This is a genomic window from Desulfovibrio sp. (genome assembly GCF_034006445.1).
Lineage (GTDB): Bacteria > Desulfobacterota > Desulfovibrionia > Desulfovibrionales > Desulfovibrionaceae > Desulfovibrio.
Genome location: NZ_JAVESS010000022.1, coordinates 1 through 25,001, shown reverse-complemented (window position 1 = coordinate 25,001; position 25,001 = coordinate 1). Strand labels below are relative to the sequence as shown.

General features: G+C 60.7%; 24 protein-coding genes and 1 pseudogene. 11 read left to right on the top strand and 14 right to left on the bottom strand.

The window, feature by feature from the left end; all coding sequences use genetic code 11:
* Positions 1–503 precede the first annotated feature (503 nt).
* Positions 504–890 carry a helix-turn-helix domain-containing protein gene (locus RBR41_RS12890; RefSeq protein WP_320353040.1) on the bottom strand — a complete coding sequence of 129 codons (387 nt, stop codon included), beginning with the start codon at positions 888–890 and terminating at the stop codon, positions 504–506.
* A gap of 198 nt (positions 891–1,088) precedes the next feature.
* Here RBR41_RS12890 and RBR41_RS12885 point away from each other — a divergent pair, with 198 nt between their 5' ends.
* The gene (locus RBR41_RS12885) at positions 1,089–1,739 is read left to right on the top strand and encodes a flavodoxin family protein (RefSeq protein WP_320353039.1); all 651 of its coding nucleotides are present in this window, start codon (positions 1,089–1,091) and stop codon (positions 1,737–1,739) included.
* A gap of 228 nt (positions 1,740–1,967) precedes the next feature.
* On the opposite strand, the gene mutM is transcribed toward RBR41_RS12885, so the two are convergent.
* The 5 genes from mutM to ffh all read right to left on the bottom strand — a co-directional run bounded on the left by mutM (position 1,968) and on the right by ffh (position 6,903).
* Complete coding sequence (gene mutM, locus RBR41_RS12880; RefSeq protein ID WP_320353038.1) at positions 1,968–2,939, bottom strand: bifunctional DNA-formamidopyrimidine glycosylase/DNA-(apurinic or apyrimidinic site) lyase; 972 nt, start codon at positions 2,937–2,939, stop codon at positions 1,968–1,970.
* A 1,096-nt stretch (positions 2,940–4,035) separates the two neighbouring features.
* Positions 4,036–4,608: a ribosome maturation factor RimM gene (gene rimM / locus RBR41_RS12875; RefSeq protein WP_320353037.1), complete on the bottom strand. Its 573-nt coding sequence runs from the start codon at positions 4,606–4,608 to the stop codon at positions 4,036–4,038.
* 11 nt (positions 4,609–4,619) lie between these two features.
* Positions 4,620–4,850, bottom strand: coding sequence for a KH domain-containing protein (locus tag RBR41_RS12870; protein ID WP_012625423.1), 231 nt, complete (start codon positions 4,848–4,850; stop codon positions 4,620–4,622).
* A 157-nt stretch (positions 4,851–5,007) separates the two neighbouring features.
* Positions 5,008–5,247 (bottom strand): 30S ribosomal protein S16, encoded by a 240-nt coding sequence (rpsP, locus tag RBR41_RS12865; protein ID WP_179979665.1) that lies wholly within the window; start codon positions 5,245–5,247, stop codon positions 5,008–5,010.
* Positions 5,248–5,364: 117 nt separating this feature from the next.
* Entirely contained in the window at positions 5,365–6,903 is a 1,539-nt protein-coding gene (gene ffh, locus RBR41_RS12860; protein ID WP_320353035.1) for a signal recognition particle protein, read from the bottom strand.
* A 385-nt stretch (positions 6,904–7,288) separates the two neighbouring features.
* Here ffh and guaB point away from each other — a divergent pair, with 385 nt between their 5' ends.
* The 10 genes from guaB (at position 7,289) to RBR41_RS12810 (ending at position 17,046) form a co-directional block, all read left to right on the top strand.
* Complete coding sequence (gene guaB / locus RBR41_RS12855; protein WP_320353034.1) at positions 7,289–8,746, top strand: IMP dehydrogenase; 1,458 nt, start codon at positions 7,289–7,291, stop codon at positions 8,744–8,746.
* A 244-nt stretch (positions 8,747–8,990) separates the two neighbouring features.
* Positions 8,991–10,526, top strand: a complete 1,536-nt coding sequence (guaA, locus tag RBR41_RS12850) for a glutamine-hydrolyzing GMP synthase (RefSeq protein ID WP_320353033.1) — start codon at positions 8,991–8,993, stop codon at positions 10,524–10,526.
* Positions 10,527–10,535: 9 nt separating this feature from the next.
* The gene (tatB, locus tag RBR41_RS12845) at positions 10,536–11,198 is read left to right on the top strand and encodes a Sec-independent protein translocase protein TatB (RefSeq protein ID WP_320353032.1); all 663 of its coding nucleotides are present in this window, start codon (positions 10,536–10,538) and stop codon (positions 11,196–11,198) included.
* Positions 11,199–11,968: 770 nt separating this feature from the next.
* Entirely contained in the window at positions 11,969–12,781 is an 813-nt protein-coding gene (tatC, locus tag RBR41_RS14635; protein WP_413785159.1) for a twin-arginine translocase subunit TatC, read from the top strand.
* Positions 12,778–13,374 carry an imidazoleglycerol-phosphate dehydratase gene (locus RBR41_RS12835; protein WP_320353029.1) on the top strand — a complete coding sequence of 199 codons (597 nt, stop codon included), beginning with the start codon at positions 12,778–12,780 and terminating at the stop codon, positions 13,372–13,374. Before tatC ends, RBR41_RS12835 begins: the two co-directional genes overlap by 4 nt.
* Positions 13,374–14,033, top strand: a complete 660-nt coding sequence (locus tag RBR41_RS12830; RefSeq protein ID WP_320353027.1) for a hypothetical protein — start codon at positions 13,374–13,376, stop codon at positions 14,031–14,033. The genes RBR41_RS12835 and RBR41_RS12830 overlap by 1 nt, the downstream gene beginning before the upstream one ends.
* The gene (gene hisA / locus RBR41_RS12825) at positions 14,030–14,770 is read left to right on the top strand and encodes a 1-(5-phosphoribosyl)-5-[(5-phosphoribosylamino)methylideneamino]imidazole-4-carboxamide isomerase (protein WP_320353026.1); all 741 of its coding nucleotides are present in this window, start codon (positions 14,030–14,032) and stop codon (positions 14,768–14,770) included. The genes RBR41_RS12830 and hisA overlap by 4 nt, the downstream gene beginning before the upstream one ends.
* 817 nt (positions 14,771–15,587) lie before the next feature.
* Positions 15,588–16,130 carry a multidrug efflux SMR transporter gene (locus RBR41_RS12820; protein ID WP_320353025.1) on the top strand — a complete coding sequence of 181 codons (543 nt, stop codon included), beginning with the start codon at positions 15,588–15,590 and terminating at the stop codon, positions 16,128–16,130.
* Positions 16,127–16,468, top strand: a complete 342-nt coding sequence (locus tag RBR41_RS12815; RefSeq protein WP_320353024.1) for an SMR family transporter — start codon at positions 16,127–16,129, stop codon at positions 16,466–16,468. The genes RBR41_RS12820 and RBR41_RS12815 overlap by 4 nt, the downstream gene beginning before the upstream one ends.
* 26 nt (positions 16,469–16,494) lie before the next feature.
* Complete coding sequence (locus RBR41_RS12810; RefSeq protein ID WP_320353023.1) at positions 16,495–17,046, top strand: hypothetical protein; 552 nt, start codon at positions 16,495–16,497, stop codon at positions 17,044–17,046.
* 450 nt (positions 17,047–17,496) lie between these two features.
* Here the strand turns inward: RBR41_RS12810 and RBR41_RS12805 are convergent, their stop codons facing one another.
* The 8 genes and pseudogenes from RBR41_RS12805 to RBR41_RS12770 form a co-directional block, all read right to left on the bottom strand.
* Positions 17,497–18,078, bottom strand: a complete 582-nt coding sequence (locus tag RBR41_RS12805; RefSeq protein WP_320353022.1) for a histidine phosphatase family protein — start codon at positions 18,076–18,078, stop codon at positions 17,497–17,499.
* A gap of 155 nt (positions 18,079–18,233) precedes the next feature.
* Positions 18,234–19,892 carry an NTP transferase domain-containing protein gene (locus RBR41_RS12800; protein WP_320353021.1) on the bottom strand — a complete coding sequence of 553 codons (1,659 nt, stop codon included), beginning with the start codon at positions 19,890–19,892 and terminating at the stop codon, positions 18,234–18,236.
* Positions 19,889–21,289, bottom strand: a complete 1,401-nt coding sequence (locus RBR41_RS12795) for a phenylacetate--CoA ligase family protein (RefSeq protein WP_320353020.1) — start codon at positions 21,287–21,289, stop codon at positions 19,889–19,891. The genes RBR41_RS12800 and RBR41_RS12795 overlap by 4 nt, the downstream gene beginning before the upstream one ends.
* Positions 21,286–22,863 (bottom strand): radical SAM protein, encoded by a 1,578-nt coding sequence (locus RBR41_RS12790; protein ID WP_320353018.1) that lies wholly within the window; start codon positions 22,861–22,863, stop codon positions 21,286–21,288. Before RBR41_RS12790 ends, RBR41_RS12795 begins: the two co-directional genes overlap by 4 nt.
* Positions 22,860–23,324: a DVU_1555 family C-GCAxxG-C-C protein gene (locus RBR41_RS12785; protein WP_320353017.1), complete on the bottom strand. Its 465-nt coding sequence runs from the start codon at positions 23,322–23,324 to the stop codon at positions 22,860–22,862. Before RBR41_RS12785 ends, RBR41_RS12790 begins: the two co-directional genes overlap by 4 nt.
* On the bottom strand, positions 23,321–24,121 hold the full coding sequence (gene trsM / locus RBR41_RS12780) for a DVU_1556 family methyltransferase (protein WP_320353015.1): 801 nt from the start codon (positions 24,119–24,121) through the stop codon (positions 23,321–23,323). The genes RBR41_RS12785 and trsM overlap by 4 nt, the downstream gene beginning before the upstream one ends.
* Positions 24,118–24,333, bottom strand: a complete 216-nt coding sequence (locus RBR41_RS12775; RefSeq protein WP_179979679.1) for a DVU_1557 family redox protein — start codon at positions 24,331–24,333, stop codon at positions 24,118–24,120. Before RBR41_RS12775 ends, trsM begins: the two co-directional genes overlap by 4 nt.
* Positions 24,330–25,001, bottom strand: a pseudogene (locus RBR41_RS12770) (hypothetical protein); the annotation flags it as partial. The pseudogene RBR41_RS12770 and the gene RBR41_RS12775, both read right to left, overlap by 4 nt.

The window sequence follows — 25,001 nt, the reverse complement described above, 5'->3', positions numbered from 1 at the left end:
ATGTCGTCACGAGCGCCTTTCCAGCTATTTCTGCGTCGAACCTCGTCTTTTATTCCGGTCGAGTACCATCGGAGTACACTCCTGCATAAAAGGCTCGTTCTCCTTGATATGACTGGAAATTCATCTCGTGACGGCGCTGTCTAGACCAGATTACCTTTGAAATGTTACACATTTCAAAGGGGTCATTCTGCCGAAAATGCGATTTGCGGCAGAATCCACGCCACGTTGTGGCGCGCTGCACTCTCGCGCAGCGTTAGAGCATTTAACTTTTTCAAAGGTTAAATGCTCTAAAACTTTTATCATGTTTCAGGAGCAGAGGCTCCAGAGACCGTGCTTTCTTGATATCACGCGCTTCAATATTGTTATTTTGCCGAACATTGCGATTTTTACCTGAATGTTCGCTACTTTATGGAGCGCAGCGCTCTTGTGCTGCGCTGGAGCAGGCAATCGTTTTCAAAGCCATGCCGCTCTAAATGTAGGAAACTATGTCCTGTCGGATGCGCCTATCCCTGCTGGCAAACAGACTCCACACCCAGATGCTCTTTTCCCCACTGGTAGAGTTCTTTCAGGGTTGGCAGCAAGCGCCAGCCTTGCGGGGTCAGGGCATATTTCACGCGGCGTACCTTGCCCGCAGCAAGTTCCGTTTTGCTGACAAGACCATCACGTTCCAGTTCCTTCAGGCATTTGCCAAGCATCATGTTGGTGATGCCCCTCACTTCGCGGCCAAGGGCATTGAATCCGCAGCCGCCCGTGTCGGCCAGATGCCAGAGAATAGGCAGTTTCCATTTACCGCCTATGAGGTTAAGGGCGTGGATGAGGGGACAAGGGATATCATATACACTTTCACGCGGCAGTACCGTACTGTAGCCCACCGTCATCTTTGCCTGCATGCCTGACACTCCTTGAAAAGCCTTGTACGACGGGACGTTGCCCATCTTTTGCGGCACAGGTGAAAACCCACATTCCAGGTTAGAAAAAACTGCGTACTTGTTTTCTAACCCGCGCTTCTTTTAAAGTATATCTGTCGATACAACGCGCCGAGCACAGGCGCAAGACTGAAACCCCGTACTGTTCATAAGGAGAAAACCATGAAATATTACGCTATTAACGGAAGTCCCAGAAAAAAGAACAATACAGCCACTGTGCTGGCCAAGGCTCTTGAGGGCGTGGTCGCAGCACAGCCTGACGCACAGACCGAAATGCTGCATCTCTATGACTACACGTATAAAGGCTGTATCAGCTGTTTTGAATGTAAGAAAATTGGCGGGAAGTCCTACGGAAAATGTGCAGTAAAGGACGATCTGGCCCCAATACTGGAAAAACTTTCTCTCGCTGATGGCATTATCTTTGGATCACCCATCTATTTCAAGGGCATTACGGGCGAAATGCGTTCATTTTTTGAGCGTTTTCTTTTCCCTTATCTGGTATATGACGCCACCTATTCTTCCATTGCCCCCAAGAAGATGAAGACGGCCTTTATCTACACAATGAACGTCACTGAAGCCTTCATGCGGAGCATGGACTACCCCGAACATCTCTCCGGCATGGAGTATTTTACGGGCAGAATGCTGACGCCGCCCACGGTGCTGTATGTGAACGACACCTATCAGTTTATGGACTACAGCAAGTACAAGGTGGAGTGCTTCTCTGAAGAAGCCAAGCTCAAACGCAAGAATGAAGAGTTCCCCAAGGACTGCCAGAAGGCCTTTGAAATGGGCATGGCCATGGCCCGATCCTGAACCATTGAAGTTTATGAGCGGGGGGCGACCGGGTCGCCCCCCGCTCTGGACACCGGACTGCCAGTATCTTTGGCTGCGACTTTGACCGTTGTTCTGCCTGACACTCTGGCCGCCACTTTGAGTGACGTTCGGCCAGCACCCATGCCGCTGCGTTGGCCGCCGAAGCGCATCACAACCCTTCAGGCTCGAAACTCTCTCTACGCCCTGCCCGGTCTGCCCTATGTGGCCCTAGCGTTGGCACTGCGAACAGTACACGGTGCCACGGCCTGCAACTCTGGCTTTTTCAAGGGGGCGGCCGCACTTTTTGCAGGGTTGCCCGCCACGCCCGTACACAGCAAAGGTGTTCTGGAATGCGCCCGCGTTGCCGTCGGCGTCCTTGTAATCGCGGATGGAACTGCCGCACTGGGATATGGACAGCAGCAGCACGTCCTGCAGGGCTTTCAGCAGGGTATCCATTTGAACACGGGTGAGGTCTGCTGCTTTGCGGCGCGGGTCAATGCCCGCCGCGAACAGACTTTCGTCCGCATAAATGTTGCCCACGCCAGCCAGGATTTTCTGATCCAGCAGCACGGCCTTGATGGCCGATTTTCTGCCAGTGAGGCTTTTGGCGAAATTTTTTGGCGTCAGGGTCAGGGGTTCCGGGCCAAGTTCGCTCCAGAAGGGCCAACGGTCAAATATATCGGGCGTGCCCGCCAGCACGAGGCCGAATGCGCGCACGTCGTCGAAAAACAGACGGCGCGGGCCTTCGTGAATGTCAGGGGCCGTGCCCTTCAACTGATCCTCGGCGTCTTTCACCTGAACGGTGGAGGCGTGCCCGGCATGCGCCCCTGCATTCTCTTTCTGAGTTCCCACCTGCGAAGCGGGGACATCCAGATCAAAAACACAGCGGGTGTGCGGGCCTGGGGCTGTTTGGGGCGTGTAGGTCATGAGCCGCCCGGTCATTCGCAGATGCACGGCAAGCCGCAGATCTTTGCACCCGCGAACAGCGGCATTTTCTGCGTTTGAGGCGTCAAGCTGCAACAGGAGCAACTTGCCGCGCCGCCCGACCTCCGCGATGCGGCAGCCACGCAAATGTTCCAGCGGAAGGCTGAGGGGGTGCTGACTGGTGGCGCGCAGCAGTTGTGCGTTGGTGATAACGCAGCCCTGCACATGCGGGCGCAAGGTTCGGGCAATGGTTTCCACTTCTGGCAGTTCGGGCATGGTGTTCCTCTGTTTGGCGAAAAGATAAGACATTTTGCCCGCATGGCAAGATGTGCTGCCTGCCTGCTGTGCCAGCTGCCAGATATGCCGCCTGCCTGACGTACCATTCACGCCAGCACAGACGCTTTCATAGATGAATTTTGATATTCCTGATGCCCGTTATGGCGCGCACAGGGCAGACAATAGGGGTGCTGTCTTCGGACTACGGCTGAAGCAGCGCCTACGCCTTCACAATATAAGGCCGCGCACACAAAACAAGGTAATTTTCCAGCAAATTATTATGTTATTAGACGCGTTAAGCCGTTTTGGCCGATTATGACGAGTCAAAGCGAGGCTCACGGATGGCATTGCGCGGCGCGGAGGGAGATCGCCGAGCGCAGCGAGGAAGCTCCCGCAGCAGGGGCCGCGCAGCCTCGTGGAATCATGGTGTTTGGAAAGCCCTTGGCGGCCAGCCCGTGGGAGTGGAGGTATGCGACAAGCCCAGCGGGGTCGCCCGGGGGGAGTGCAGGCACCCAAACAAAAAAATGCCACGCCCCACCTGCTATAAAGAACGCCTGTCCCATACAAGCGAAAGCAATTTCTCTGCCAAATTAGCAGGCATCAAAAAAACGAAGCCTCTGTACTCTGATATGACGAGTCAAAGCGAGGCTCACGGATGGCATTGCGCGGCGCGGAGGGAGATCGCCGAGCGTAGCGAGGAAGCTCCCGCAGCAGGGGCCGCGCAGCCCTCGCGGAATTATGGTGAATGGAAAGCCCTTGGCGGCCAGCCCGTGGGAGTGGAGGTATGCGACAAGCCCAGCGGGGTCGTCCGGGGGGAGTGCAGAGGGGGCCTCGGAGGGGCGGCAGCCCCTAACAGGCCCCCGTCTGCCGCCCGCCGCGCAGGCGGCCCGAACTTAATAAACGAAAAGCCCCCGTGCCCGCAGGGCACAGAAATCGTCTCTCAAAAAACAGGCCTGCTTTATTTTCTGTAAGAGATTACTGCGTAACCACCCTCCCCGCCGCGCAGGCGGCCCCACCCCTCACAACACAAAAAAAGCTGCCATGCCCAAAGACACAGCAGCCCCAAAAAAATCAACCCGACGACAAATCCGCCCTACTAGTCCTGATTTTTCTCCGAGTTATCCGAACTATCCGAGTTATCCGAACTATCCGAAAGATAAATATCCAACAACCCATCCGGAGGATCAATAACCACGGCCGGGGCTTCTACGTCAAAGCCCACTATAAACTCGGGCCTGGCGGGAAAAAGCACTTCCTTGCCGTCGTCCGTCATGATGACCCACAGTTCCAGATCAGCGGGATACTCGAAGTGGTCGAGTCTGCCGATGCGCTGCCCGTCGGGCAAAAGGACATCCCCGCCGAGCAGGTCTTCCAGATAGACTTCATCGTCGTCAGGTTCGGGCAGGGCCTCGCGCTTTGCGAGCAGTTTGTAGCCCCGAAAGTTTTCGGCGGCGGTGCGGTCTGCCACGCCTTCCAGCAAGAGCAGCGGGCGGCCTTTATGGCTGCGCACTGCAAGGGGCCGGACAGGACGTGGGGCGGCATCGCCCGCCTGAATCCAGAGGGGGGTGGTCAAAAGCAAGGGGGAGTCCGCATACCAATCGATGCAGATCTCCCCTTTGATACCGTGGGGCCGCGCAAGCGTGCCCATATGAATCCATGAATCCGCCATAGTATACGGCGCTATTCCAGAATTTCCAGCACAGTGCGTTTTTTGCACTTGATGGACGCGGCGCTCAGGATGGTTCGCATGGCTCGCGCCGTGCGCCCCTGTTTACCAATAACCTTGCCCAGGTCTTCTTTGGCAACCTTGAGTTCCAGAACGGTAGTCTGCTCGCCTTCCACTTCGCTGACCTGCACTTCGTCGGGATGATCTACAAGAGACCGGGCAATATATTCGATCAGGGCCTTCATTGAGTACCTCCAAAGGGGTCTGCGCCGGAGATGACCGGAGCAGTAAAGGCCGCGCGCAGTGCCGATATTGCCCAAAACGGCCTTTCCCAACATGCTTTCGCATAATTCGGGAGGCCGCAGGGCGTCTGCCGCCGAGGCGGAAGCTTAGCGGAATGCGCTAGGCCATGTGTTTCTTGATCAGGGAACGCACGGTATCCGTGGGTTCAGCGCCACGGGCCAGCCATTCCTTGATTTTGTCCGCATCAAGTTTGACTTCGATGGGATCCTTCATGGGGTTATAATAGCCCAGGAATTCCAGCGGACGGCCATCACGACGGGTTTCGTCAGTGGCGGCCACAACCCGGTAGAAGGGGTGCTTTTTGCTTCCGAGGCGGGTCAGTTTCAACTTTACAGCCATGAGTCCAACTCCCTTTGAGGTGGTATGTTATCGTTGCGCCCGGGAAAGGGCAAGGGCGGAAAAGCCCTGGCGCAAAGAGGTGTTGCCGTTACGACGGCGCTCCTTGCCGCGAAATATCTATTTTTTCTTACGCTTTTGGCGTTCTTTTTTCTTGCGCTTTTTTGCGGCCGCCGATTTTCCGGTACCCGTGCGCCCGCCGGGCGCGCCGTCCATACCGGGCAAACCGCCCATTCCGGGCATACCGCCCATGCCTGGCAGACCACCAAGGCCGGGCATCCCACCCATACCGCCGGGCGGGGTCATGCCGGGGGGCATACCGCGCATGCGGGGCATGGCGGGCATCTTGGCACCCTTGCCGCCCATCATGCCCTTCATCATCTGGCGCATCTGCTCAAACTGGCGCACCAGCTGATTGACCTGAGCGACGGTCACGCCCGCGCCCTTGGCGATGCGCGCCCTGCGACTGCCATTGAGGATGTCGGGGTTGCGCCTCTCGGCCATGGTCATCGAGTTGATGATGGCTTCGGTGCGGGCCATTTCCTTTTCGGGCACGGCCCCGCTTGCTTCGGCCAGCTTGTCGCGCAAGCCGCCAAGGCCAGGAATCATCTTGAGGATGCTGTCCAGGGAGCCGAGTTTTTTGATGCGGCGCATCTGGGTGCGAAAATCTTCAAGGTCAAAACTGGCCTTTTTCATCTTGCGGGCCAGTTCTTCGGCCTCCTCGGCATTGATGGCGCTCTGTGCTTTTTCCACAAGGGTCAGCACGTCGCCCATGCCAAGGATGCGCCCGGCGATGCGGTCGGGGTGGAAGACTTCCATCTCCGACAGTTTTTCGCCCATGCCCACAAATTTTACCGGAGCGCCAGTGACCGCACGGATGGAAAGGGCCGCGCCGCCGCGCGCATCACCGTCCATCTTGGTGAGCACAACGCCCGTGATGCCAAGGCGCTGGTTGAAGCTTTCAGCCACGGTCACGGCGTCCTGACCGGTCATGGCGTCAGCCACAAACAAAATTTCCTGCGGCTGCACGGCCGCCTTGATGGCCTCAAGCTCCTGCATGAGGGGCTCGTCCACATGCAGACGGCCCGCCGTATCCAGCAGCAGCACTGTGGCCTGCTCGCGCCGCGCCTCTTCCAGGGCGGCTTTGGCTATGTCCACGGGGTTCATGTCCACGGTGGAGGGATAGCATGGCATGTCCAGCTGTTTGGCGAGCACGGTCAGCTGATCAATGGCCGCGGGACGGTACACGTCGGCAGGCACAAGATAGGGGCGCATCTTTTGCTTGCGCAAAATATTTGCTATCTTGCCCGCAGAGGTGGTCTTGCCCGAGCCCTGCAAACCCACAAGCATGATGACCGCAGGCTCGCGCCCCTGAAGGTCAAGCCCGGCGGTTTCACCGCCAAGCAGGCTTACCAGTTCGTCATTGACGATCTTGATCACCTGCTGGGAAGGATTCACGCCCTTGAGCACTTCCTGGCCAAGACACTTTTCGCGCACGCTTTCAACAAAGTCTTTGACGACCTTGAAGTTAACGTCCGCTTCCAGCAGGGCCAGCCGCACTTCGCGCAGGCCGGCCTGCACGTTTTCTTCGGTAAGCTGGCCGCGTCCGCCAAATGAGCGGAATACGCCGGAAAGTCTGTCTGAAAGGCTTTCGAACATGCATTCTCCACAGGGGCCGCAGGGCGGCAAAAATCGGTGCGGTTCTTACCTCGCGCAGATACCCTGCACGTGGTCGCCGCACGGCGCAAAAGCCCCTACAGGGGCGAAGTGGTGATTCATAGGATGTTTGCCGCCTCACGTCAAGTCTTGTAAGAAAAAGGCACACCGGGGCTTGCAAAGTACGGCCAAAAACTGTACGCGCAGGCACCCGTCCCGAACTGGTTCGTCCGGCTCCAAAAGTGTTGCCCGACAATGGCGGGGCCCTGCCCCTGCCCGACCAAAGGGCCGCCCGCAAAGGCGCAGCCCGCATTGACATACGGGCCACAAGGGGATACTCTGTCAGACTATAATTTGAACAATTATTCCAGCATATTACGAGGAAGTCATGTTCACCAATCGCGGCAAGGCGCTGACCTTTGACGATATTTTGCTCATCCCCGGCTATTCGGACATCACTCCTGACGCCGTGGACATTGCCACCTGGCTCACCCCTTCCATTCCGCTTCGCATCCCCCTGCTCTCCGCCGCCATGGACACCGTGACGGAATCGGCCATGGCCATATCCATGGCTCGCATGGGCGGCATTGGCATCATCCATAAGAACATGCCCGTTGCCCGGCAACGCCTTGAGGTCGAGAGGGTCAAAAAGAGCGAGAGCGGCATGATTCTCGACCCTGTGACCATTTCACCCAACAATACCGTGCAGGATGCCCTTGACCTCATGTCGGACTTCCGCGTTTCCGGTTTGCCTGTTGTGGAAGATGGCCGTCTGGTGGGCATTCTCACCAACCGTGACGTGCGTTTTATCGAAGACGGGCACGCCGTGCGCGTGTCCGACGTCATGACCAGCAAAAATCTTGTCACCGTGCCCATGGGCACCTCCCTTGAAGAAGCCAAGCAGCACCTGCACGAACACCGCATTGAAAAGCTGCTTGTGGTTGATGAAGACGGCCTATTGCGCGGCCTCATCACCATGAAGGATATCGACAAGGTGCAAAAGTACCCCAATGCCTGCAAGGATGCCGCCGGACGCCTGCGCGTTGGCGCGGCCATCGGCATTGGCAAGGATTGCGAATCCCGCGCCGAGCAGCTGCTTGAAGCCGGGGTCGACGTGCTGGTGCTTGATTCTGCTCACGGGCATTCTGTCAACGTCCTCAATGCCATACGCATGGTCAAAGCGGCCTTTCCCAACTGCCAGCTTGTGGCTGGCAACGTGGCCACCTATGAGGGAGCCAAGGCCATTCTTGAGGCTGGCGCCGACACCGTCAAGGTGGGCATCGGCCCCGGCTCCATCTGCACCACCCGTATTGTGGCCGGCGTTGGCGTGCCTCAGGTAACGGCTGTTATGGACGGCGGACGCGCCGCGCGTGAACTGAACCGCTGCTGCATTGCTGACGGCGGCGTCAAGTTTTCGGGCGACATCGTCAAGGCCCTGGTCGTGGGCGCGCATGCGGTCATGATCGGCTCGCTGTTCGCGGGCACCGAGGAAAGCCCCGGTGAAACCATTCTGTATCAGGGCCGCACGTATAAAATCTATCGCGGTATGGGCTCCATCGACGCCATGAAGGAAGGCAGCTCCGACCGCTACTTCCAGGAAAAGAGCAAAAAGCTCGTGCCCGAGGGCATCGTGGGCCGCGTGCCCTACCGTGGTCAGGTGATGGAAGCGGTGTACCAGCTCATGGGCGGCCTGCGTTCCGGCATGGGCTATGTGGGCGCGCACAACCTCAAGCAGTTGTTCGAGAACACCACGTTCTGCGAGATCTCCTCGGCGGGCCTGCGCGAAAGCCATGTGCACGACGTGGTCATCACCAAGGAAGCCCCCAACTATCGCATTGAGAACTAGAGCGCATTGAAGCCAGGGCAGTTTCGTCTTGAAATTGCCCTGGCCTCTGCGCGAACAGGCCTCCGCCACGGGGCCGGGCGCACAGCGTTAGCGCTGCCGACGCCCAGGCGAACGCCACAGTATATTGATAACACGCATCTCACAGTGAGCATGCTCAGGCTGGCGGCGCAGCGATGCCGTATGCCCCCTGCACATAGGGAACCGGTGCGCCCCCGGCTGGGCGCGCACAGATCATGAGGAAGTTATGCCCAGCAAGGTCATTATCATAGATTACGGCTCGCAAGTTACCCAGCTTATCGCGCGGCGCGTGCGCGAAGCCGGGGTGTATTCTGAAATCCACTCCTGTGTGACCACCGCCGAACAGGTGGCCGCCATGAAGCCCCAGGCCGTCATTTTGTCCGGCGGCCCGGCCAGCGTGGGCGAAGCCGACGCTCCGGCGCTGGACCCCGGTTTTCTGGAACTGGGCGTGCCCGTGCTCGGCATCTGCTATGGCATGCAGCTGCTGGCCCAGAACCTTGGCGGGCAACTGGCCCAGTCCCTCACGCGGGAATACGGCCCGGCCGACCTCAACCTCATCGCGCCCTGCACCCTGATGGACGGCGTCACTTCGCCCACCCGCGTATGGATGAGCCACGGCGACAAGGTTATGGTGCCGCCGCCCGGCTTCACTGTCACGGCCAGCACCAGCACGCTTGAAGTCGCTGCCATGGCTGATGAAAAGCGCAAAATCTACGCTGTGCAGTTCCACCCCGAAGTGCACCACAGCGTAGACGGCGAACGCATGCTCCAGAACTTCCTGTTCAAGATTGTCGGCATCAAGCCCGACTGGACCATGTCGTCCTTTGTGGAGCGCGTGATCAAGGAAATGGCCGAGCAGGCCGGCGACAAGCACGTTGTCTGCGCCCTTTCCGGCGGCATTGACTCCACGGTTGTGGCCGTGCTGCTGCACCGCGCCATCGGCAAGCGCCTGCACTGCATTTTTGTGGATAACGGCCTGCTGCGCCTTGGCGAAGGCGATGAAGTGGTCGGCTTTTTGCGCGAGCATTTTGACCTCAACCTCAATTTTGTGCAGGCGCAGGATCGCTTTCTCTCCAAGCTCAAGGGCGTGGAAGATCCTGAAAAGAAGCGCAAAATCATCGGCCACACCTTTATTGAAATTTTCGACGAAGAAGCCAAAAAGCTTCCTGAAGTGGACTTTCTGGCCCAGGGCACGCTGTATCCCGACGTCATCGAATCCGTTTCCCACAAGGGCCCCAGCGCGGTCATCAAGAGCCACCACAATGTGGGCGGCCTGCCCGATACCATGAAGCTCAAGCTCATCGAGCCTTTGCGTGAACTCTTCAAGGACGAAGTGCGCAAGGTTGCTGCCGAACTGGGCATGCCCGACTCCATCGTGTGGCGGCATCCCTTCCCCGGCCCCGGCCTTGCCATCCGCGTGCTTGGAGAAGTGACGGAAGAGCGCCTCAGCATTCTGCGTCAGGCTGACAAAATCGTGCAGCAGGAATTGCGCGAATCCGGCTGGTACCGCAAGGTCTGGCAGGGCTTTGCCGTGCTGCTGCCGCTCAAGACCGTGGGCGTTATGGGCGACGGGCGCACCTATGAGCATGTCATTGCCCTGCGCGTGGTCGACAGCGTGGACGCCATGACTGCAGACTGGGCCCGCCTGCCCGCCGAGCTTATCGAGCGCATGTCAGGTCGTATCATCAATGAGGTCAAGGGCGTCAACCGTGTGGTCTACGACGTGTCCTCCAAGCCGCCCAGCACCATTGAATGGGAATAGGAGAGCCCTATGTTCGGTATAGGCAGCACTGAGCTTCTGGTCATCCTTGTGGTGGCCCTGATTGTGCTTGGCCCCAAGAGCATGGCCAACATTTCGCGCACATTGGGCAAGGCTTTGGGCGAATTCCGCCGGGTTTCCACCGACTTCCAGCGCACCCTCAATGCCGAGGTTGAAGAGGAAGAACAGAAAAAGCGTAAAAAAGAGGCTGCCCAGGCTGCCAGAGAAGCCGCCAGAGCTGAAGCCGAAGCCGCCGCGCAGGCCGCCGCCCAGGCGGCTGGCCAGGCGGCTGGCCAGACAGCTGGACAGACTGCAGAGCAAGCTGCAGACCAGACGCCCCAGGCTGACGCGCAGACGACGGAGCCGCAAGACACCCCGGCGGCTGAGGCCGTGCTGGACACCACTGCGGTGCATCCCGAACAGCCTGCCGAGCAAGCCCAGGCTTCTGCCGAAGCCCAGGCTGCCAGCCAGCATGCGCCGGAAGCCGCAACCGAGGCAGAGCAGCCGCAGGCGTCTGCTGCCAGCGAGACGGCAAATGCCGACGCTGGCGTGCCAGTGCCGCCCGAGGGCAGCCCTTTGGCCGAAGCCCTTGCACGAACGGAAGCTGAAGCCCGCGCGGCGGAAGCCCGCCTGGCTCAGACCGCAACAGCCTCTGAAAACGGCGGCAAGGCATGATTGAAGAAAAAAAAGCCCCTCTTGAGCAGGCTGCACTTGATGCCAAGGCGGCCGACTCCCCGGAGTCCGGCCAGGATTCGGATGCATCCGCCGCTCTGTCCGTTATAGGCCAGATTGATCTTGAGGCCGCCAGCAAGCTGGCGGCCTCTGCCACGCCATCAACTCCATCCGTGCCATCAACGCCATCGGGCGACGCGGGCACTGCCGCTGCGACAAGCGTCACCGCAGGCGCTACGGCGGCCGAAGTAACAGCGGCTGCGGCAAACGTCACGGCTGGCGCCACGGCAGGCCCCACGCCCGACGCCGCAAACGCTGTGGCTGACGTCGCGCCCGATGCCGCAAACGCAGCAACAGCGGCTGCGGCAAACGTCACGGCTGGCGCTACGGCCAACGCCACGGCAGCCCCCACGCCCGACGCCGGGCCCCTTGCCGCCGACGACGCCGCAGAAAAAGCCCTTGCTGCAGAGCCGCAGAATGCGGCCACTCCAGAAGCCGCCGCCGATTCCCCTGCTGCGCACACGGCAACAGAGCCAGCGGCCGCTGCCCCTGAAGAAACTCCGCCGACAGAAGCCACTCCGTCGACAGAAGCCACTCCGTCGACAGAAGCCACCCCGGCCACAGCGGCATCGGGCGGTCAGCCCCCGCTGCCCCCGGCAAGCCCCTTTCCGCCTGCGGGCACGTCGGGCGACGCTCCTCTTCCCGTTGCATCGGGCGGCAACCTCCCCGCCACCCCCGATGACGACGATGACGACGATGAGCCGGACAAGGCCATGGGCCTTATGGACCACCTTGGTGAACTGCGCATGCGCATCGTGCGCTGCTGCATTGCCATTGTTCTGGGATTTTTTGCCTGCTGGGCCGTGGTAGACCCCATTTTTAACGCTCTGGTGGACCCGCTGCTGGCCGTGCTGCCCAAGGGCTCGCACGCCATTTACACCACCCTGCCCGAAGGCTTTTTCACGCGCATGTACATTGCCCTGGTGGCGGGCATCTTTGCGGCCAGCCCGGTGATTTTTTATCAGATCTGGTCCTTCATCGCGCCGGGATTGTATGAAGAGGAAAAAAAATACATCATTCCCATTGCGGTGATGTCCGCCCTGTTCTTCGCGTGCGGCGGGGCATTCTGCTACTTTGTGGTCTTTCCCTACGCTTTCAGCTTTTTTGTGAGCTTTGCCACGGAAGAAATCGTGGCCATGCCCAAGGTCAGCGATTATCTGAGTTTTGTGCTCAAGCTTATTCTGGCCTTCGGCATCATCTTTGAAATGCCGCTTTTCGCCTTCTTTTTGGCCCGCATGGGCGTCATCACCGGCGCCATGATGCGCAAGGCACGGCGCTACGCCATCCTTGGCATCTTCGTCGTGGCGGCCATTCTTACACCGCCGGACGTGGTTTCGCAGCTTCTCATGGCTTGCCCCATGCTCGTGTTGTATGAAATAAGTATTTTAGTGGCCGCCGCTTTTGGCCGCAAACCCAAAAAGAGCGAAGACGAACAAAGCGAAGGCCAGGAAAAACAGGCCGCCGCTGGCGGAACTTCTGACGCATCCAAAGACGCCAAGGCCGCCAGCACCTCGGAGGAATCATGAGTACCGCCCCGCGCACGTCCACACAGGCGCGCACCAGCGCCGAAACCGACATACGCCTTGAACTGACGCTGGACGGCCAGGGCAAAACGGATATCAGAACAGGCTTTGGCCTGCTGGATCACATGCTCACTCTGACGGCATTCTGGGCAGGCATGGACCTCACCCTCATCTGTGAGGGCGATATGGAAGTGGACGCCCACCACACCGCTGAAGACGTGGGCCTTACCCTGGGCAAAAGTCTGCTCGAAGCGCTGGGCGACAGGGCAGGCATTGCCCGCGTCGGCTACGGCCGCGTGCCCATGGATGAAGCCCTTACCGAAGTTACCGTAGACCTTTCAGGCCGCCCCTGGCTTGAATGGCGCGGCGACGATCTGTTGCCACCCGTACTCGCCGGGGAGGAAAAAGACCTCTGGCGTGAATATTACAAGGCTCTTGCAAGCGGCGCACGCTGCAATCTGCATGTGGAGATGCGCTACGGCAAGAATGGCCACCACCTGCTGGAATCCGCCGCCAAGGGTCTGGGCCTTGCACTGGCTCAGGCGGTGCGGCGGCACGGCACAACCATCCGCAGCACCAAGGGAGGTCTTGATTAATGCATAACCGCCTGAATATATTGCTACTCATTGTACTGAGCCTCGTTCTTGCCCTGGGGGCCTGCTCCAAGCGTCCGCGCAGCACAGCCGATGTGCCGCGCAACCTCTCCGGCACCTATTCCATCACCGTGGCTCCCTTTACCCAACCCGTCAACGCAAGCCAGCTTATCATGGGGCGCATCCCCGAAGGCCAGGGGCGCGTTCCCGAAGACATGCTGACCTCCCTGGACATGCAACTGCGCCGCACACTGACCACCGAGACCAACCGGCAATACAAGTTTATCAGCATGCGCACCCTGCCCAAGGATCTGACGACCTTTCACAGTTCCGAACAGCCGCAGGCTTTGCCCCGCTGGATAGAATACGGCAAAAAGCAGGGCGCACAGGTGCTGCTTATTCCTCAGGTGCTGGACTGGCACGAACGTGAAGGCTCCACGGCCGGGGTAACCCAGTCGGCCCACGTGCGCGTCGAATTCTTTTTGCTGCGCGTCGACACGGGCAGCATTATGGATCGCTCTGTTTTTGAAGAAAAACAGCTGGGCCTGTCGGAAAACCTGCTGAATATGGGTTCGTTCCTCAAGCGCAAGGGTCAGTGGGTCACTGCCGAGGATCTCAGCGTGGAAAGCATGCGCAAGGCTGTGAAGGATTTGGGATTATGATTCTGTTTCCTGCGGTAGATATTCAGAACGGCAAGGCCGTCCGCCTCAAGCAGGGACGCGCCCATGAAAGCACGACCTTTGCCGAAAGCCCCGTGGATGCGGCCAAAGCCTGGGAAAATGCCGGGGCACGCTGGCTGCACGTGGTCGACCTGGACGGCGCCTTTGACGGCGCTGCCCAAAGCCGCCACATCGTGCGGGATATCTGCACGGCCCTTTCCATCCCCGTGCAACTGGGCGGGGGCATCCGCGACATGAAAACAGCCGAAGGCTATCTTGAAGCCGGGGTCAGCCGCCTTATCATCGGCACCCTGGCTCTGGAACAGCCGGAGCTTTTCGCCGCCATGTGCCGCGCGTTTCCCGGCCAGATCGGCGTTTCACTGGATGCCGAAGGCGGCCGCCTCAAAAGCCGCGGATGGGTTGAAGATACGGGCATGACCGTTGATTCGGCCCTGCCCCGCCTGCTTGAAGACGGCGCGGCCTTTGTCATCTACACGGATATTGAACGCGACGGCATGCAGTGCGGCGTCAATGTGGCAGCTCTGAAACATCTGGCGCAGCTTTCCACCGTGCCCGTCATTGCGGCGGGCGGCGTGGCCACGCTTGAAGACGTAAAAAACCTCTACCCCCTTACCCTCAATACCAGCCTCGTCGGCGCGGTGAGCGGACGCGCCCTCTACGAGGGAACGCTCAACCTTGAAGAGGCCAATGCCTGGATCGACGCCCAGGCTGGTGCATGAGGTTAGGACTGGATACTTTGGGATGCTTTGTGGGGGAGGGACCCTTTTGCAAAAGGGTCTCCTCCCCCACACCCCCACCCCCTAAGGAAACGCTGATTTATTCCGTTTGGCGGACTTGCTTCACTTTTTTTGAAACAGTCGAGGACGGAAGAGTCCACTCCTGATTCAAAAAAAGATCGCGCCTTGCCAAACGAAACAACTGCGCGTTTCCATGAGGCTCTTTAATCAGTGCTTCCTTAAGATAGTTCAAAGTGTGTTGTGATTTGGAAAGGGCCAAAGGCAGCGTCTTCCAGCCATCACACCATCGCAAAGTTCATCTATTCTGCTGATAGCAAAAACACACAGGCCCATGCGGACACCATAACGTCCACATGGGCCTGTTGCGTTGGGCACGTGTATGCCGGGCGCTGGCCCTAGCCTGGCCTGTCGGTGCTGTCGGCCCTGTCTGGCCCCTCTTTGGCTGGTCTTGGCCTGCCTGCCCCGTTCTGGCCTGCCTGCCCCGTTCTGGCCTGCCTGCCCCGGTCTGGTCTGTTGGCACTGCCTGGGCCGCCCTTGCCAAGCCGTCGGGCAGTACCTATACTCTCTGCATGAAGTCAGCTTTTTATAAACAGCAACACCCTGGCCGCCCTTTTTGCGGCTACCCTGAAGAGCGCTACTGGCGTTCTTTCCTTTAATTCCTCGCACGCAGATGTTCTTTGTGGCGGCGGCCCCATCAGGCGGCCGACGCTCTGGTTGTTTCAAATCCCGGACAAACTGCCGAAGGGCACCCTCCTGAGGGCTGCCCGGCATAACTGCCCGAACTGCACGCGAGGATAGAATGCTTGTGACCAAACCCCGCCACTGGTTCTGCCTTATGGGAGCCATTGTTTTTGAAGTGGCCGGAACCACGGTAATGAAGATGGCGCAGGGCTGGAATTTTACCCATGCCGCCCTCTTGGGACTGACGCTCATGTGGCTGGCCATTGCCCTTTCCTACTATCTGCTGGCAAAAGCCACCACCGGCCTGCCCGTGGGCGTGGCCTTCGCCTTTTGGGAGGGGTTTGGGCTGACGCTCATAACCTTGTGCAGCGTTGTCCTGCTGGGTGAAAGCATGACCGTCAAGCGCGCCCTTGGGCTTGTATGCGTGCTGGCGGGCGCTCTGCTTGTCCATCACGGAACAGGGCACGGGACAGGGCACGGGGCTGGGCACGGGCCTGGCCTCGAAACTGTAGACGGGGCCGAGGACAGGGCCGAAAATGGGACTGGACACAGGACTGGGCGTGGCAAAAAAGACGCCAATGCCCTCATCCATCCGGCTGCGCGTCCCACATCTGCCGCAGGCTGCACGCCGAAGCAGTTTCGGGCAGGGGTAAGGGCATGACGCAAACCTTCACGTCCTTTTTCAGCCTTTCACTACTGCTGGTTGTGCTGGCCGCCACGCTGGACGTGCTGGCAAACCTTTTACTGGCAAAATCCGGCGGCTTTCGCCGCCGCTGGCTGGGCTTCTTTTCACTGGCGCTTGTGGGCCTGGCTTTTTACTGTCTTTCGCTGGCCGTGCGCCATATGGATCTGGCCGTGGCCTACGCCATGTGGGGCAGCTTTGGAATCCTTGGCACATCCCTTGGCGGCTGGCTGTTTTTCAGCCAGAAGCTGCGGCCCTGCGCCTTTGCTGGCATGGCTTTGCTCATGACAGGCATGGCGCTTTTGCATATGAGTTGACGCCCGGGCGTCTGCCGGAGGCAATTGTGGAAAAAAAATTCTGGGATTATCTCGAAAAGTGGCGCGGTCTTTTCCCGCGCCGCCGGACGCTGCGCTGGCGTGACGGCTGGATACAGAACGGATACTGCTGTGACTGCCGCTACTGCTGCGGCCCGCAGGATTCCAACGAACCCTACCCCATGGCGCTTTTGCCCCACCAGATACACGCTGGCATTGAAAAAGACTTTTACATGCTCAACGCCGACACCGCCTATATGGATGGCCGTGGCTGCAAGTCGTGTTCGCCCAAGGGCTGCGGCCTGCCACGCGAAAACCGGCCCGTGGCATGCGGTCTCTTTCCCTTTGCGCTCATCAATGGCAGCCTGTACGCCTACAAGACCTGCCCGGCCATTCTGTTCACCCCGCTGGCGCAACTGGCCCCGCTGGGGCGTGAAGCCGCCCGCTGGCTCACCGGTTTCAGCCATGATGAATTGCGCCACCTGTCGCTCGACATGGAACCTGCCATTCTGGCGGAAAAATACATTTCCCTGGGCATTCAGATTTTTGACGACAGCGCCGTAAATCTGCAATTGCGCTGACCTCGGAGCAACTTCACACCGAACCTGCTCTGACGGCTGCGTAAGCAGGCTCTCGGCGTGAATGCCTGAACGCCATTTTCCCATACTGACACACGCCGTAACAAGCGCGAAAGCCCATTGAGAACGTCTGTCCTCAATGGGCTTTCGCATTACATATGGACACACGGTTACAGATACTGCAAACAATGAGGATACCTGCGCGGAAGCATGCAGCAGAACCGGGCGGACAAGCCGCTGTTAGAGCAGATCAATTTTGAAATGGCGTGCTGCCCGAAAGACGCTGCCTCCGCATCCCAGTCCTGCAGCAGAAAATTCTTTGTAATACACTAAAATGTAATAAGAGTTTTAGGGGGTGGGGGCGTGGGGGAGGAGACCCTTTTGCAAAAGGGTCCCTCCCCCACAAAGCATTTCATTGGCGAAAGCCAGCCAAGGGCACCGACCCGCCAGCGCTTACCATTCCGGCACAAAGGTGCGGCAGGCGTATTCCTGAGGGATACGGAGGGCGTCGTCAAGCGGCAGGGCCATATAGTGGGCCAGCAAGCTGCGGATAACGCCAGCGTGTGCCACTACCAGCAGAATGCCTGTGGGATAGTGCCGCCGCCAGCGGCGCACGGCTTCAAGGGCGCGGCTTTGCAATTGCGCGAAGCTCTCGCCGCCCTCTGGCTGAAAATGGGCAAAATCCCGGCCCCGCACGTCGTACTGTCCGGGAAAGCGCGCGTCAATCTCGGCCTTTGTCAGGCCCTGCCACTGGCCCATGTCCAGTTCGCGCAGTCCTGGTTCAAAATGTACAGGGGGCGGGCTGGCGGTCCATTCATTTCCGGTCAGAAGAATGGACGTGGTCTCACGGCAACGCCCCAGATCCGAGGACACCACTGCCGCCAGTCTTCCCGCCAATATGGGCATGAAGTCATGAGCCAGAGCGCGTATCTGCCGCTGCCCGGCCGGGCTGAGCGGGATATCGCGGTTTCCCACGATGCGCCGCTCAGGATTGGGCGGCAAAGCGCCGTGACGCACAAGCCACATGCCGTTCATCTGAAATCTCCCAGTTTTTTTCTGTAGCACGCTCCCCGAATTTGGGGCAAGACTTGACAGATTATTTCCATTTTCCGCAAAAATGGCCTTTTGCTGCCGCTACCGCCAGCCTCACCGAGGAGGGGGGGGGTAAACGACGTACTGCCCCGCCCGCCTTACCGTGGCATGGGGGCAAACGGCGCGCGGTCGCCCTGCGCCTGAGTTTCCTGAACGGCCAATGCCGCCAGAGCGGCGCGGGCTATGTCCTCGGGATATGGGGGATATGTGGGACATGGGGGATATGTGGGATATGAGGGATATGGAGGGTGCGGTGAGCACGAAGTGTGCGCAAACAACGGCGACTGCCCAGCCTGCCCAGCCTGATAAGACTGCGGGGTTTGCCCAGCCTGCCCAGCCTGATGAGACTGCGGGGCTTGCGCAGTCTGCCCAGCCTGCGGGGGTTGGGGGGCTTGCCCAGCCTGCGGAAACTGGCCCTGCGCGCGGCCCTGGTCATGGCCCCGAACACCCTGCTCGCCTGTGGGGCAGCCAAGTTCGCGGGCAAGCCGGGCTTCCATGGCCAGAGCCCGATCCATGCGCCCTCTGATGGCTTGAGCCACTTCAGCCCCGAGGCTTTCCAGCTTTTGTTCAAAACGCTGACGCACTGGCACAAAGCTTCCGCCGTAACAGTATTTGTCAGCCAGAAAAACCAGTTCCCTTTCGGTGATGGGCTGGTCGTCGGGCAAGGTCAGGTCCCGGTGATCTTCCACAAGGTGCGCCATGACAGGCAGGTGCAGATGGCGAAATAATCGACCCGCTGCGGCCTCATGCCCTTTTTCGCCCTTGCAGATATCGTGCACCAGCCCCCCGGCCAGGGCAAGATCAGGGTCAAGGGCAAAACCAGGGGCAAAATCCGAATCAGGGCCAGAGTCAGGGCCAGAATTACGGCACGCGCCACAGTCAGAGCTACGGCCAGGATCACGGCCAGAATCACGGCCAGAATCACGGCCAGAGTCACGGCCAGGATCACGGCCAGGGTTGGGGACAGTAACACCTTCCAGAACAGAATTCTTTGCGCGCCGCACCTCAGCCAGGGCTTTTGCCAGGGCCGCGGCCACCGTGCCCACGGCACGGCCATGACGCACCCCCCTTTCAGGCACTCCATGCAGGCGCAGCAGTTCCAGGGCCTCGTCCGGCCGCAAAACATCCCTGCGCAAGGCCAGGAGCTTCATGCGTTCATAGTCTTCAGGCCTGTCCATATCCGGCAACATAAGCCCGTCCGCCACGGGGATGTGACGCACGGGCAAACCTTCAAGAGCGCCCCGCAGGCCATTTTCAGCCCCGACGCGCTCATGGTGCAGCACATGCGCCAGATGGCGGGCTGACAAAAGTGGCGGATGCCCCTCCTGCCCGGCGAAGGTTGGTACAAGAACACTTTCCGGGTCGGACGCATGGGCCTCGAGCAGGGCCTGTATGGTCATGGGCCGCACGAGCGGCACGTCCACGGGCTGCACCAGTACGGGCGTTTCCGCCAGTGCCGGATCGCCTGCCGCCAGTGCCGACAGCCCGGCGCAGACGGAGGAAAACATGCCCTCTTCCGGCCTGGGATTACGCACCACGGCAAGGCCGAGCGCCTGCGCTGCCGGTTCAATGCTTTCCGCGTGCCAGCCTGTGACGACCGAAATATGCTCGATGCCCAGTTGCCGAAAAAGGCGCGCCAGCCCCTCCAGCGCCGAACAAAATTCCCCGTCCGCACCCAGCGGTAGCGGTAGAAGAGCCTTGACCCTGCCCATGCGAGACGCCTGCCCTGCGGCCAGTATCAGAACGCGAGCCGTCACATCAAGCCTTCGCAGTCGCCCACAGTGCAATACGGCCCGTCATGACCCGAGCGATCCTGGCGGACAGACGCCCCCGTCTGAGTGCCGCCCTTGGGCATCTGCACCACACGCACGCGGTTGCCGCAGCGCTCAAGCCTGCCCTGCACCGGCCCAAGACGCGGCAAGGGGCTGCCGCAGGCGCACGGCCCGGGCAAAAGACAGGCCACGTCACCCGTGCGGTAACGGATAAGGGGCATGGCCTCGCGCTCCAGCGTGGTGATGACAACTTCACCTGTCTCGCCAGGCGGCAGCGGTTCATCGCCGCAAAAATCTACAATTTCCACAACAATATCCAGCAGACGCAAATGATAGCCGTCATGGGCCGGGCACTCCACCGCGCCACCATAGGCCGTTTCCGTAAGCCCGTAGTGGTCAAGCACTGTGCAGTTCCATACTGTGGACAGCACGTGCCCCAGCACGGGATCAAGCCTGTCCGCGCTGCTGAGCAGGCCGCAAAGCCCCGGAGGGCCACTCTTGGGAAAATGGCGCAGTAATCCTTCCAGTTGTCCTGGCGCGGCCACGAGACAGTGCGGCCGCACCTCGTCGAGCCACTGCACAATATTCGGGTGGATGCCTGCCAGCGCCCCCTGCGGCGGCGTCACTCTTGCTGACGGACACGAGCCAGTGGCGCAGAACGCGCCCTCCTGCAGCGGATTTTCCTGCATGGGCAGCACTGGCGCCGCCCTTTTCGCCAAGCCTTGTGAGCTTTTGACAGGAACCAGCAGTTCCTGCGGCGGGGTGCACACCTCCACGCCGCACGGACTCAGAGACTGGCGCAGCAGGTCTGCCACGCCATCGGGGCGTGCCGCCCCTGGCAACAGTACCGCCAGTTTTTGCCCGGCCCGCACCAGTTGCGACATGCCCACGCGAAAAAAATCAACGGTTCTGGCAAGGTCTGCTTCGGTAAAGGCCAGCCGCTTGGGGCTGCCCGTGGTGCCGGACGTGCGCAAGGTCACCATGCGCTGCACATCGCCACGCGACACGCAAAGAAAATCCTCCCACCGGGCCAGATCGTCAGCCGTGGTGAAAGGCAGGCCGCGCATATCCTCGGGAGTGAAGCCATCGAGGTCGTATCCGGCCAGATTGCGGGCATAAAAGGCACTGTGGGCCGCCGCGTGGTTCAGGCAACGGGTCAGGGCGCGGGCGCGGGCTTCACGCAGGGTGCGCACCAGGGTGTTGGCGTCTGCGTCCTGCACGCCGCACTGCCCCGCCAGCCAGCCGTCAAGAGGATTGCGAAACCCCCGGCCCGGAGCCGCAGCAGCGGAAGAGGCGCGCGCAGAAGAATCACGCGCGGAAGGATCACGCGAAGCAGTTTCACGCGAAGAAGCCCCGGCAACAGATGAGGAAGGTAAATTCATGAGATGTCCTCCGCATACAGCCGTGTGCCGTTCTGTGCTGTCAGGTTGTGCAGGCAAAAGGGTATCATGCGCCCGTCACGCCGCAAAACGTGGATGCAGCACCCCCGTACGCGCTCAATATCCAGGCTCAGCGCGTCCTGAAAAGCCATGGCGGACAATGTGAAGCGCCGTTCGGCCCCGGCCTGGGCCAAAAACCGGCTGAACCCGTCCAGGTCAGCGCTGGCAGCGCCCGGGCCCGATGACTGTCCGTCTGCCTTTTCCGCTGCAGTGCCGTCGCCGCGCCAGTGCAGGGCCACGAACTGCTTTGCCTTTCTCGCGCCCTCTTCCGCTGACGGCGGCACGCCAGTATCCGCCAAAGAGGCCCCCAGGGCAGACGCATCCCCTGCGCCGGAACCGGCGGCGTCCGCGCTTTGCGGGCGCGGCGAGCAGCAGGACTGGCCCGCGTCCGGCAGCCATTGGAGCGCTGGCGGCGCGTCCTTGGCCCTTTCGCCTACAGGGGCAGAGAGCGCGGCATCGTTACGCCGATAGACAGCGCTGAAGGAGCACAGTTCGTTTTCGCACCCCGGCGGGTGCAGATGCTCCGGGCGCACAAGATCGGGAGCCTGCCGGGTAAAGCAGGCCATAACCTCCGGCAGGGTGAGCCTTGGGGCCTCATCCAGACGCCAGGGGTAGCGCCCGAAAAACGCGGCTGGCTGCACGTGCAGGCCCCGCACCGCTGGCCCCATACGCAGGGCCAGGCGCAACAGGTCGCCCACCTCATTGTCATTGACACCGCGCACAAGGGTTGCCACCAGCACCACGCCAAGGCCAGCCCGGGCGCAGGCTTCCACGGCGCGGCGCTTGAAATCGAGGCAGGGGCGGCCGCGCAGCGTCCTGAATGCCCCGTCGCTCACGCCGTCCCATTGCAGATAGACCGAATCCAGCCCGGCCTGACGCAATGTGGCGGCATAGCCCTCTTCTTCGGCCAGTCGCAACCCGTTGGTATTGACCTGCACAAGGCCAAAGGCCCTCGCGCGCGCAAGGCCGATGATCTGCGGCAGATCGTCACGCACCGTGGGTTCGCCGCCGGAAATCTGCACGTTGCACGGGCCGGACGCAGTTTTGAGCGCGTCCAGCTGGCTGGCGATGCAGGCCAGATCAGGATCCGCGCCGTCCTCCCGCCCTGATCCCCCCGCGCCCGCATAGCAGATGGGACAGGTCATATTGCAGCGCATGGTCACTTCCACAAGGCCCGTACAGGTATGCTGCGCGTGCGCCGGGCACAGGCCGCAGTCAAAGGGGCAGCCCTCGGCTATGGCCGTGCAGGGATGCAGAGGATAGGAAGGGCTTTTGGGGCGCGACCAGGATTCGAACGCAGGAACAGGCACGCCGCCCTGCTCCCCGGCTACGGGCTGGCCTGCGTGGTCTGTCGGATCCTGGGCAGCCGTGCGCCATACAGGCACGCTGAACAGGCCGTGCTCGGGGCAGGTTTTGCGCAGTTCAACACAATGCGGATCGTCCTGCGCCAGCGCGTACACGGCGTCCAGCCGCCGCAGACAGACCGGGCACAGACTCTGGGTTCGGCGCAAAATCATGACGCAGGCATGATGTCCAGATCATAGCTCTGAACCAGTTCGATAATCTTTTCCCAGCATTCGGCCAGCAGGTCGCCGCAGGCCACAGGATTGGGCGCTTCGCCCGGCGCGCCCGACGCCGCGCCAAGCCCGGCGGCTATTTGACTGCAACTTTGGCCGCCGTAAGCATTGGTGCGTTCATAAAACCATGTGGCGTAATCGTTGAGCAGGGGCGTAAGCATGGCGTGCGGCGTTTCAATGGCGGCCCCTTTGCCGGCCACCAGCGCCAGGGTGCAGGCGCCACCAGTGAGCAGGCCGCAAGGCCCGTCCGATTGGCCTATGCCATGGCAAAGGCCATGAACCGCCCGCACAAGGTCGGGATTTTCCTGATCGCGGGCCTGAAGCATAAGCAACATCAGCAACTGACTACAACAATAGCCCTCGTGCACCAGAGGCAGAAGCTCCATCATCATCGGATTCATGCTCTCTCCTTTTGTGCTATCCACAATCCATAGCCGTATTTGCGCCCCCCGCCAGAGGCGGAAGCGGAACAGGAACACCCGCCCGAAATACCCAAGCCCCCGGAGCCGGTTTCCCCATACCAGACCATGCGGGCGGCCAGTTCCACCAGCGCCCGGCTGTGATCCTCATACGTCGCGATCTGAAAGCCCGCCTGCTTGAGATACCGCTCCCACAGCGCCGCAGGACGCGCGCCCTCCATGCAGGATGCGCCCGTGCCCTGCGCAGCGGAAAAAACGGGATCAGCGCCTTCTGGCTGCGCCCCTGCACTGGTTGCGGAATTTTGCTCCAGGCCGCGCACGCGCGCCGGTATGGCAGAAGCCTCTGCATCGCGCCGTGTAAGGTCGCTGAACAGCAGCACGCCGCCTGGGCGCAGTGCGCGCAGACACTGCCGCAGCACGTCCAGCGGGTCTGCCAGCAAAGAAAGTACGCATTCGCACACAAGTCCGTCAACGCTGCCTGCCGCCAGAGGCAACCGGGCCATGTCCGCCCGGATGATCCCCCCACAGGCTTCGTCAGCCGCACTCACGGCTTCGGGCTGCACCTGCCTGTCCAGACCCATCACGTCATATCCGGCCTGTCGCAGCAGCTCCAGGGTGGCCCCGCAGCCGCAGCCCATGTCCAGCACAAGGCCGCCGGGCGCAAGGCCGCAGAGGCTGCGGCACAGTTCAAGGCCCCTCAGGGTCAGGGCCGTGCCGCCGGGACGCCAGACAGTGCCAGCCACGCGGCGGAAGGATTCACTCTCCCACAGGGCGCTCATTTGTCTTCCAGCAGAGCTTCCACCTCAACCATCTTGCCTTCAGCCAGGGATTTTGGCGTCTGGGTCAGGCCGCACTTGGGGCAGCGCGGTAAAATGACGTCAAAAGCGCTGTTGAGGTAAAAAACCGGAACCTTGCCCTGTTCAAGGGGCACATTGCAGCGACAGCATACCCATTGGCCGCCGTCGGGCGCGTAATTGGGGCCCATGCTCATGACTGTCCTCCTTGCCCGCCGCGCTGCCCGTCCGTGCAGCACTGGTGGCTGTTGATGACGTCCACGGCCTCGTGACCGCCGGAACCGGGCACCACCATACGGTGGCACCACGCATCGTGGAGTAGAAAGCTTTCGCCCTCGGGCTCATACTCTACCCAGAATGTTACCTGACGGGGACGCCAGGAGCCGAGAATGTGACCATTGTCAAGATTTTTAAAGCAGTGCCCGCTGGCTTCTGCCCCGGCCACGGCAGCTTCAATGTCTTCCAGCAGAATATGCCGCTCTTCCAGCCGGATCAACATTTCGGCGCTGATAAGAACCCGCCCCTTGCCTGGCTCCGGCGCGTCCTGTCCCAGCCAGTCCCGCATGAGGCGGCGGCGCAGGGCTGCGCGGTTGGCGCGGCGCGCGGACAGGCCGGGGCCTTTTTCCTTGCCGCCTCCAGAGTTGGCGCATGCGGGAAAGAGCAGATCAAGCAGATGCCAGCATTCCTTGCCGCTGGCCGCCATGCGGTCGCGGCACATGATGCAGGAGGCAAGACCGGCATGGGGCAGTTCCCCTGAGCGGTGTGCGGCCATGGCATCCGCAAGTTCGGGCTGGGCGCACCACACAAGGCCGCCATAGCCGCAGCAGGCTGTGGACGCTCCGGTGAGGCGCGGCTCTTCAACACG

What these genes read in the sequence shown, in the direction of transcription:
- RBR41_RS12890 (WP_320353040.1), bottom strand. Translation starts at nt 890, where the DNA reads ATGCAGGCAAAGATGACGGTGGGCTACAGTACGGTACTGCCGCGTGAA.
- RBR41_RS12885 (WP_320353039.1), top strand. Translation starts at nt 1,089, where the DNA reads ATGAAATATTACGCTATTAACGGAAGTCCCAGAAAAAAGAACAATACA.
- mutM (WP_320353038.1), bottom strand. Translation starts at nt 2,939, where the DNA reads ATGCCCGAACTGCCAGAAGTGGAAACCATTGCCCGAACCTTGCGCCCG.
- rimM (WP_320353037.1), bottom strand. Translation starts at nt 4,608, where the DNA reads ATGGCGGATTCATGGATTCATATGGGCACGCTTGCGCGGCCCCACGGT.
- RBR41_RS12870 (WP_012625423.1), bottom strand. Translation starts at nt 4,850, where the DNA reads ATGAAGGCCCTGATCGAATATATTGCCCGGTCTCTTGTAGATCATCCC.
- rpsP (WP_179979665.1), bottom strand. Translation starts at nt 5,247, where the DNA reads ATGGCTGTAAAGTTGAAACTGACCCGCCTCGGAAGCAAAAAGCACCCC.
- ffh (WP_320353035.1), bottom strand. Translation starts at nt 6,903, where the DNA reads ATGTTCGAAAGCCTTTCAGACAGACTTTCCGGCGTATTCCGCTCATTT.
- guaB (WP_320353034.1), top strand. Translation starts at nt 7,289, where the DNA reads ATGTTCACCAATCGCGGCAAGGCGCTGACCTTTGACGATATTTTGCTC.
- guaA (WP_320353033.1), top strand. Translation starts at nt 8,991, where the DNA reads ATGCCCAGCAAGGTCATTATCATAGATTACGGCTCGCAAGTTACCCAG.
- tatB (WP_320353032.1), top strand. Translation starts at nt 10,536, where the DNA reads ATGTTCGGTATAGGCAGCACTGAGCTTCTGGTCATCCTTGTGGTGGCC.
- tatC (WP_413785159.1), top strand. Translation starts at nt 11,969, where the DNA reads ATGGGCCTTATGGACCACCTTGGTGAACTGCGCATGCGCATCGTGCGC.
- RBR41_RS12835 (WP_320353029.1), top strand. Translation starts at nt 12,778, where the DNA reads ATGAGTACCGCCCCGCGCACGTCCACACAGGCGCGCACCAGCGCCGAA.
- RBR41_RS12830 (WP_320353027.1), top strand. Translation starts at nt 13,374, where the DNA reads ATGCATAACCGCCTGAATATATTGCTACTCATTGTACTGAGCCTCGTT.
- hisA (WP_320353026.1), top strand. Translation starts at nt 14,030, where the DNA reads ATGATTCTGTTTCCTGCGGTAGATATTCAGAACGGCAAGGCCGTCCGC.
- RBR41_RS12820 (WP_320353025.1), top strand. Translation starts at nt 15,588, where the DNA reads ATGCTTGTGACCAAACCCCGCCACTGGTTCTGCCTTATGGGAGCCATT.
- RBR41_RS12815 (WP_320353024.1), top strand. Translation starts at nt 16,127, where the DNA reads ATGACGCAAACCTTCACGTCCTTTTTCAGCCTTTCACTACTGCTGGTT.
- RBR41_RS12805 (WP_320353022.1), bottom strand. Translation starts at nt 18,078, where the DNA reads ATGAACGGCATGTGGCTTGTGCGTCACGGCGCTTTGCCGCCCAATCCT.
- RBR41_RS12795 (WP_320353020.1), bottom strand. Translation starts at nt 21,289, where the DNA reads ATGAATTTACCTTCCTCATCTGTTGCCGGGGCTTCTTCGCGTGAAACT.
- RBR41_RS12790 (WP_320353018.1), bottom strand. Translation starts at nt 22,863, where the DNA reads ATGATTTTGCGCCGAACCCAGAGTCTGTGCCCGGTCTGTCTGCGGCGG.
- RBR41_RS12785 (WP_320353017.1), bottom strand. Translation starts at nt 23,324, where the DNA reads ATGAATCCGATGATGATGGAGCTTCTGCCTCTGGTGCACGAGGGCTAT.
- trsM (WP_320353015.1), bottom strand. Translation starts at nt 24,121, where the DNA reads ATGAGCGCCCTGTGGGAGAGTGAATCCTTCCGCCGCGTGGCTGGCACT.
- RBR41_RS12775 (WP_179979679.1), bottom strand. Translation starts at nt 24,333, where the DNA reads ATGAGCATGGGCCCCAATTACGCGCCCGACGGCGGCCAATGGGTATGC.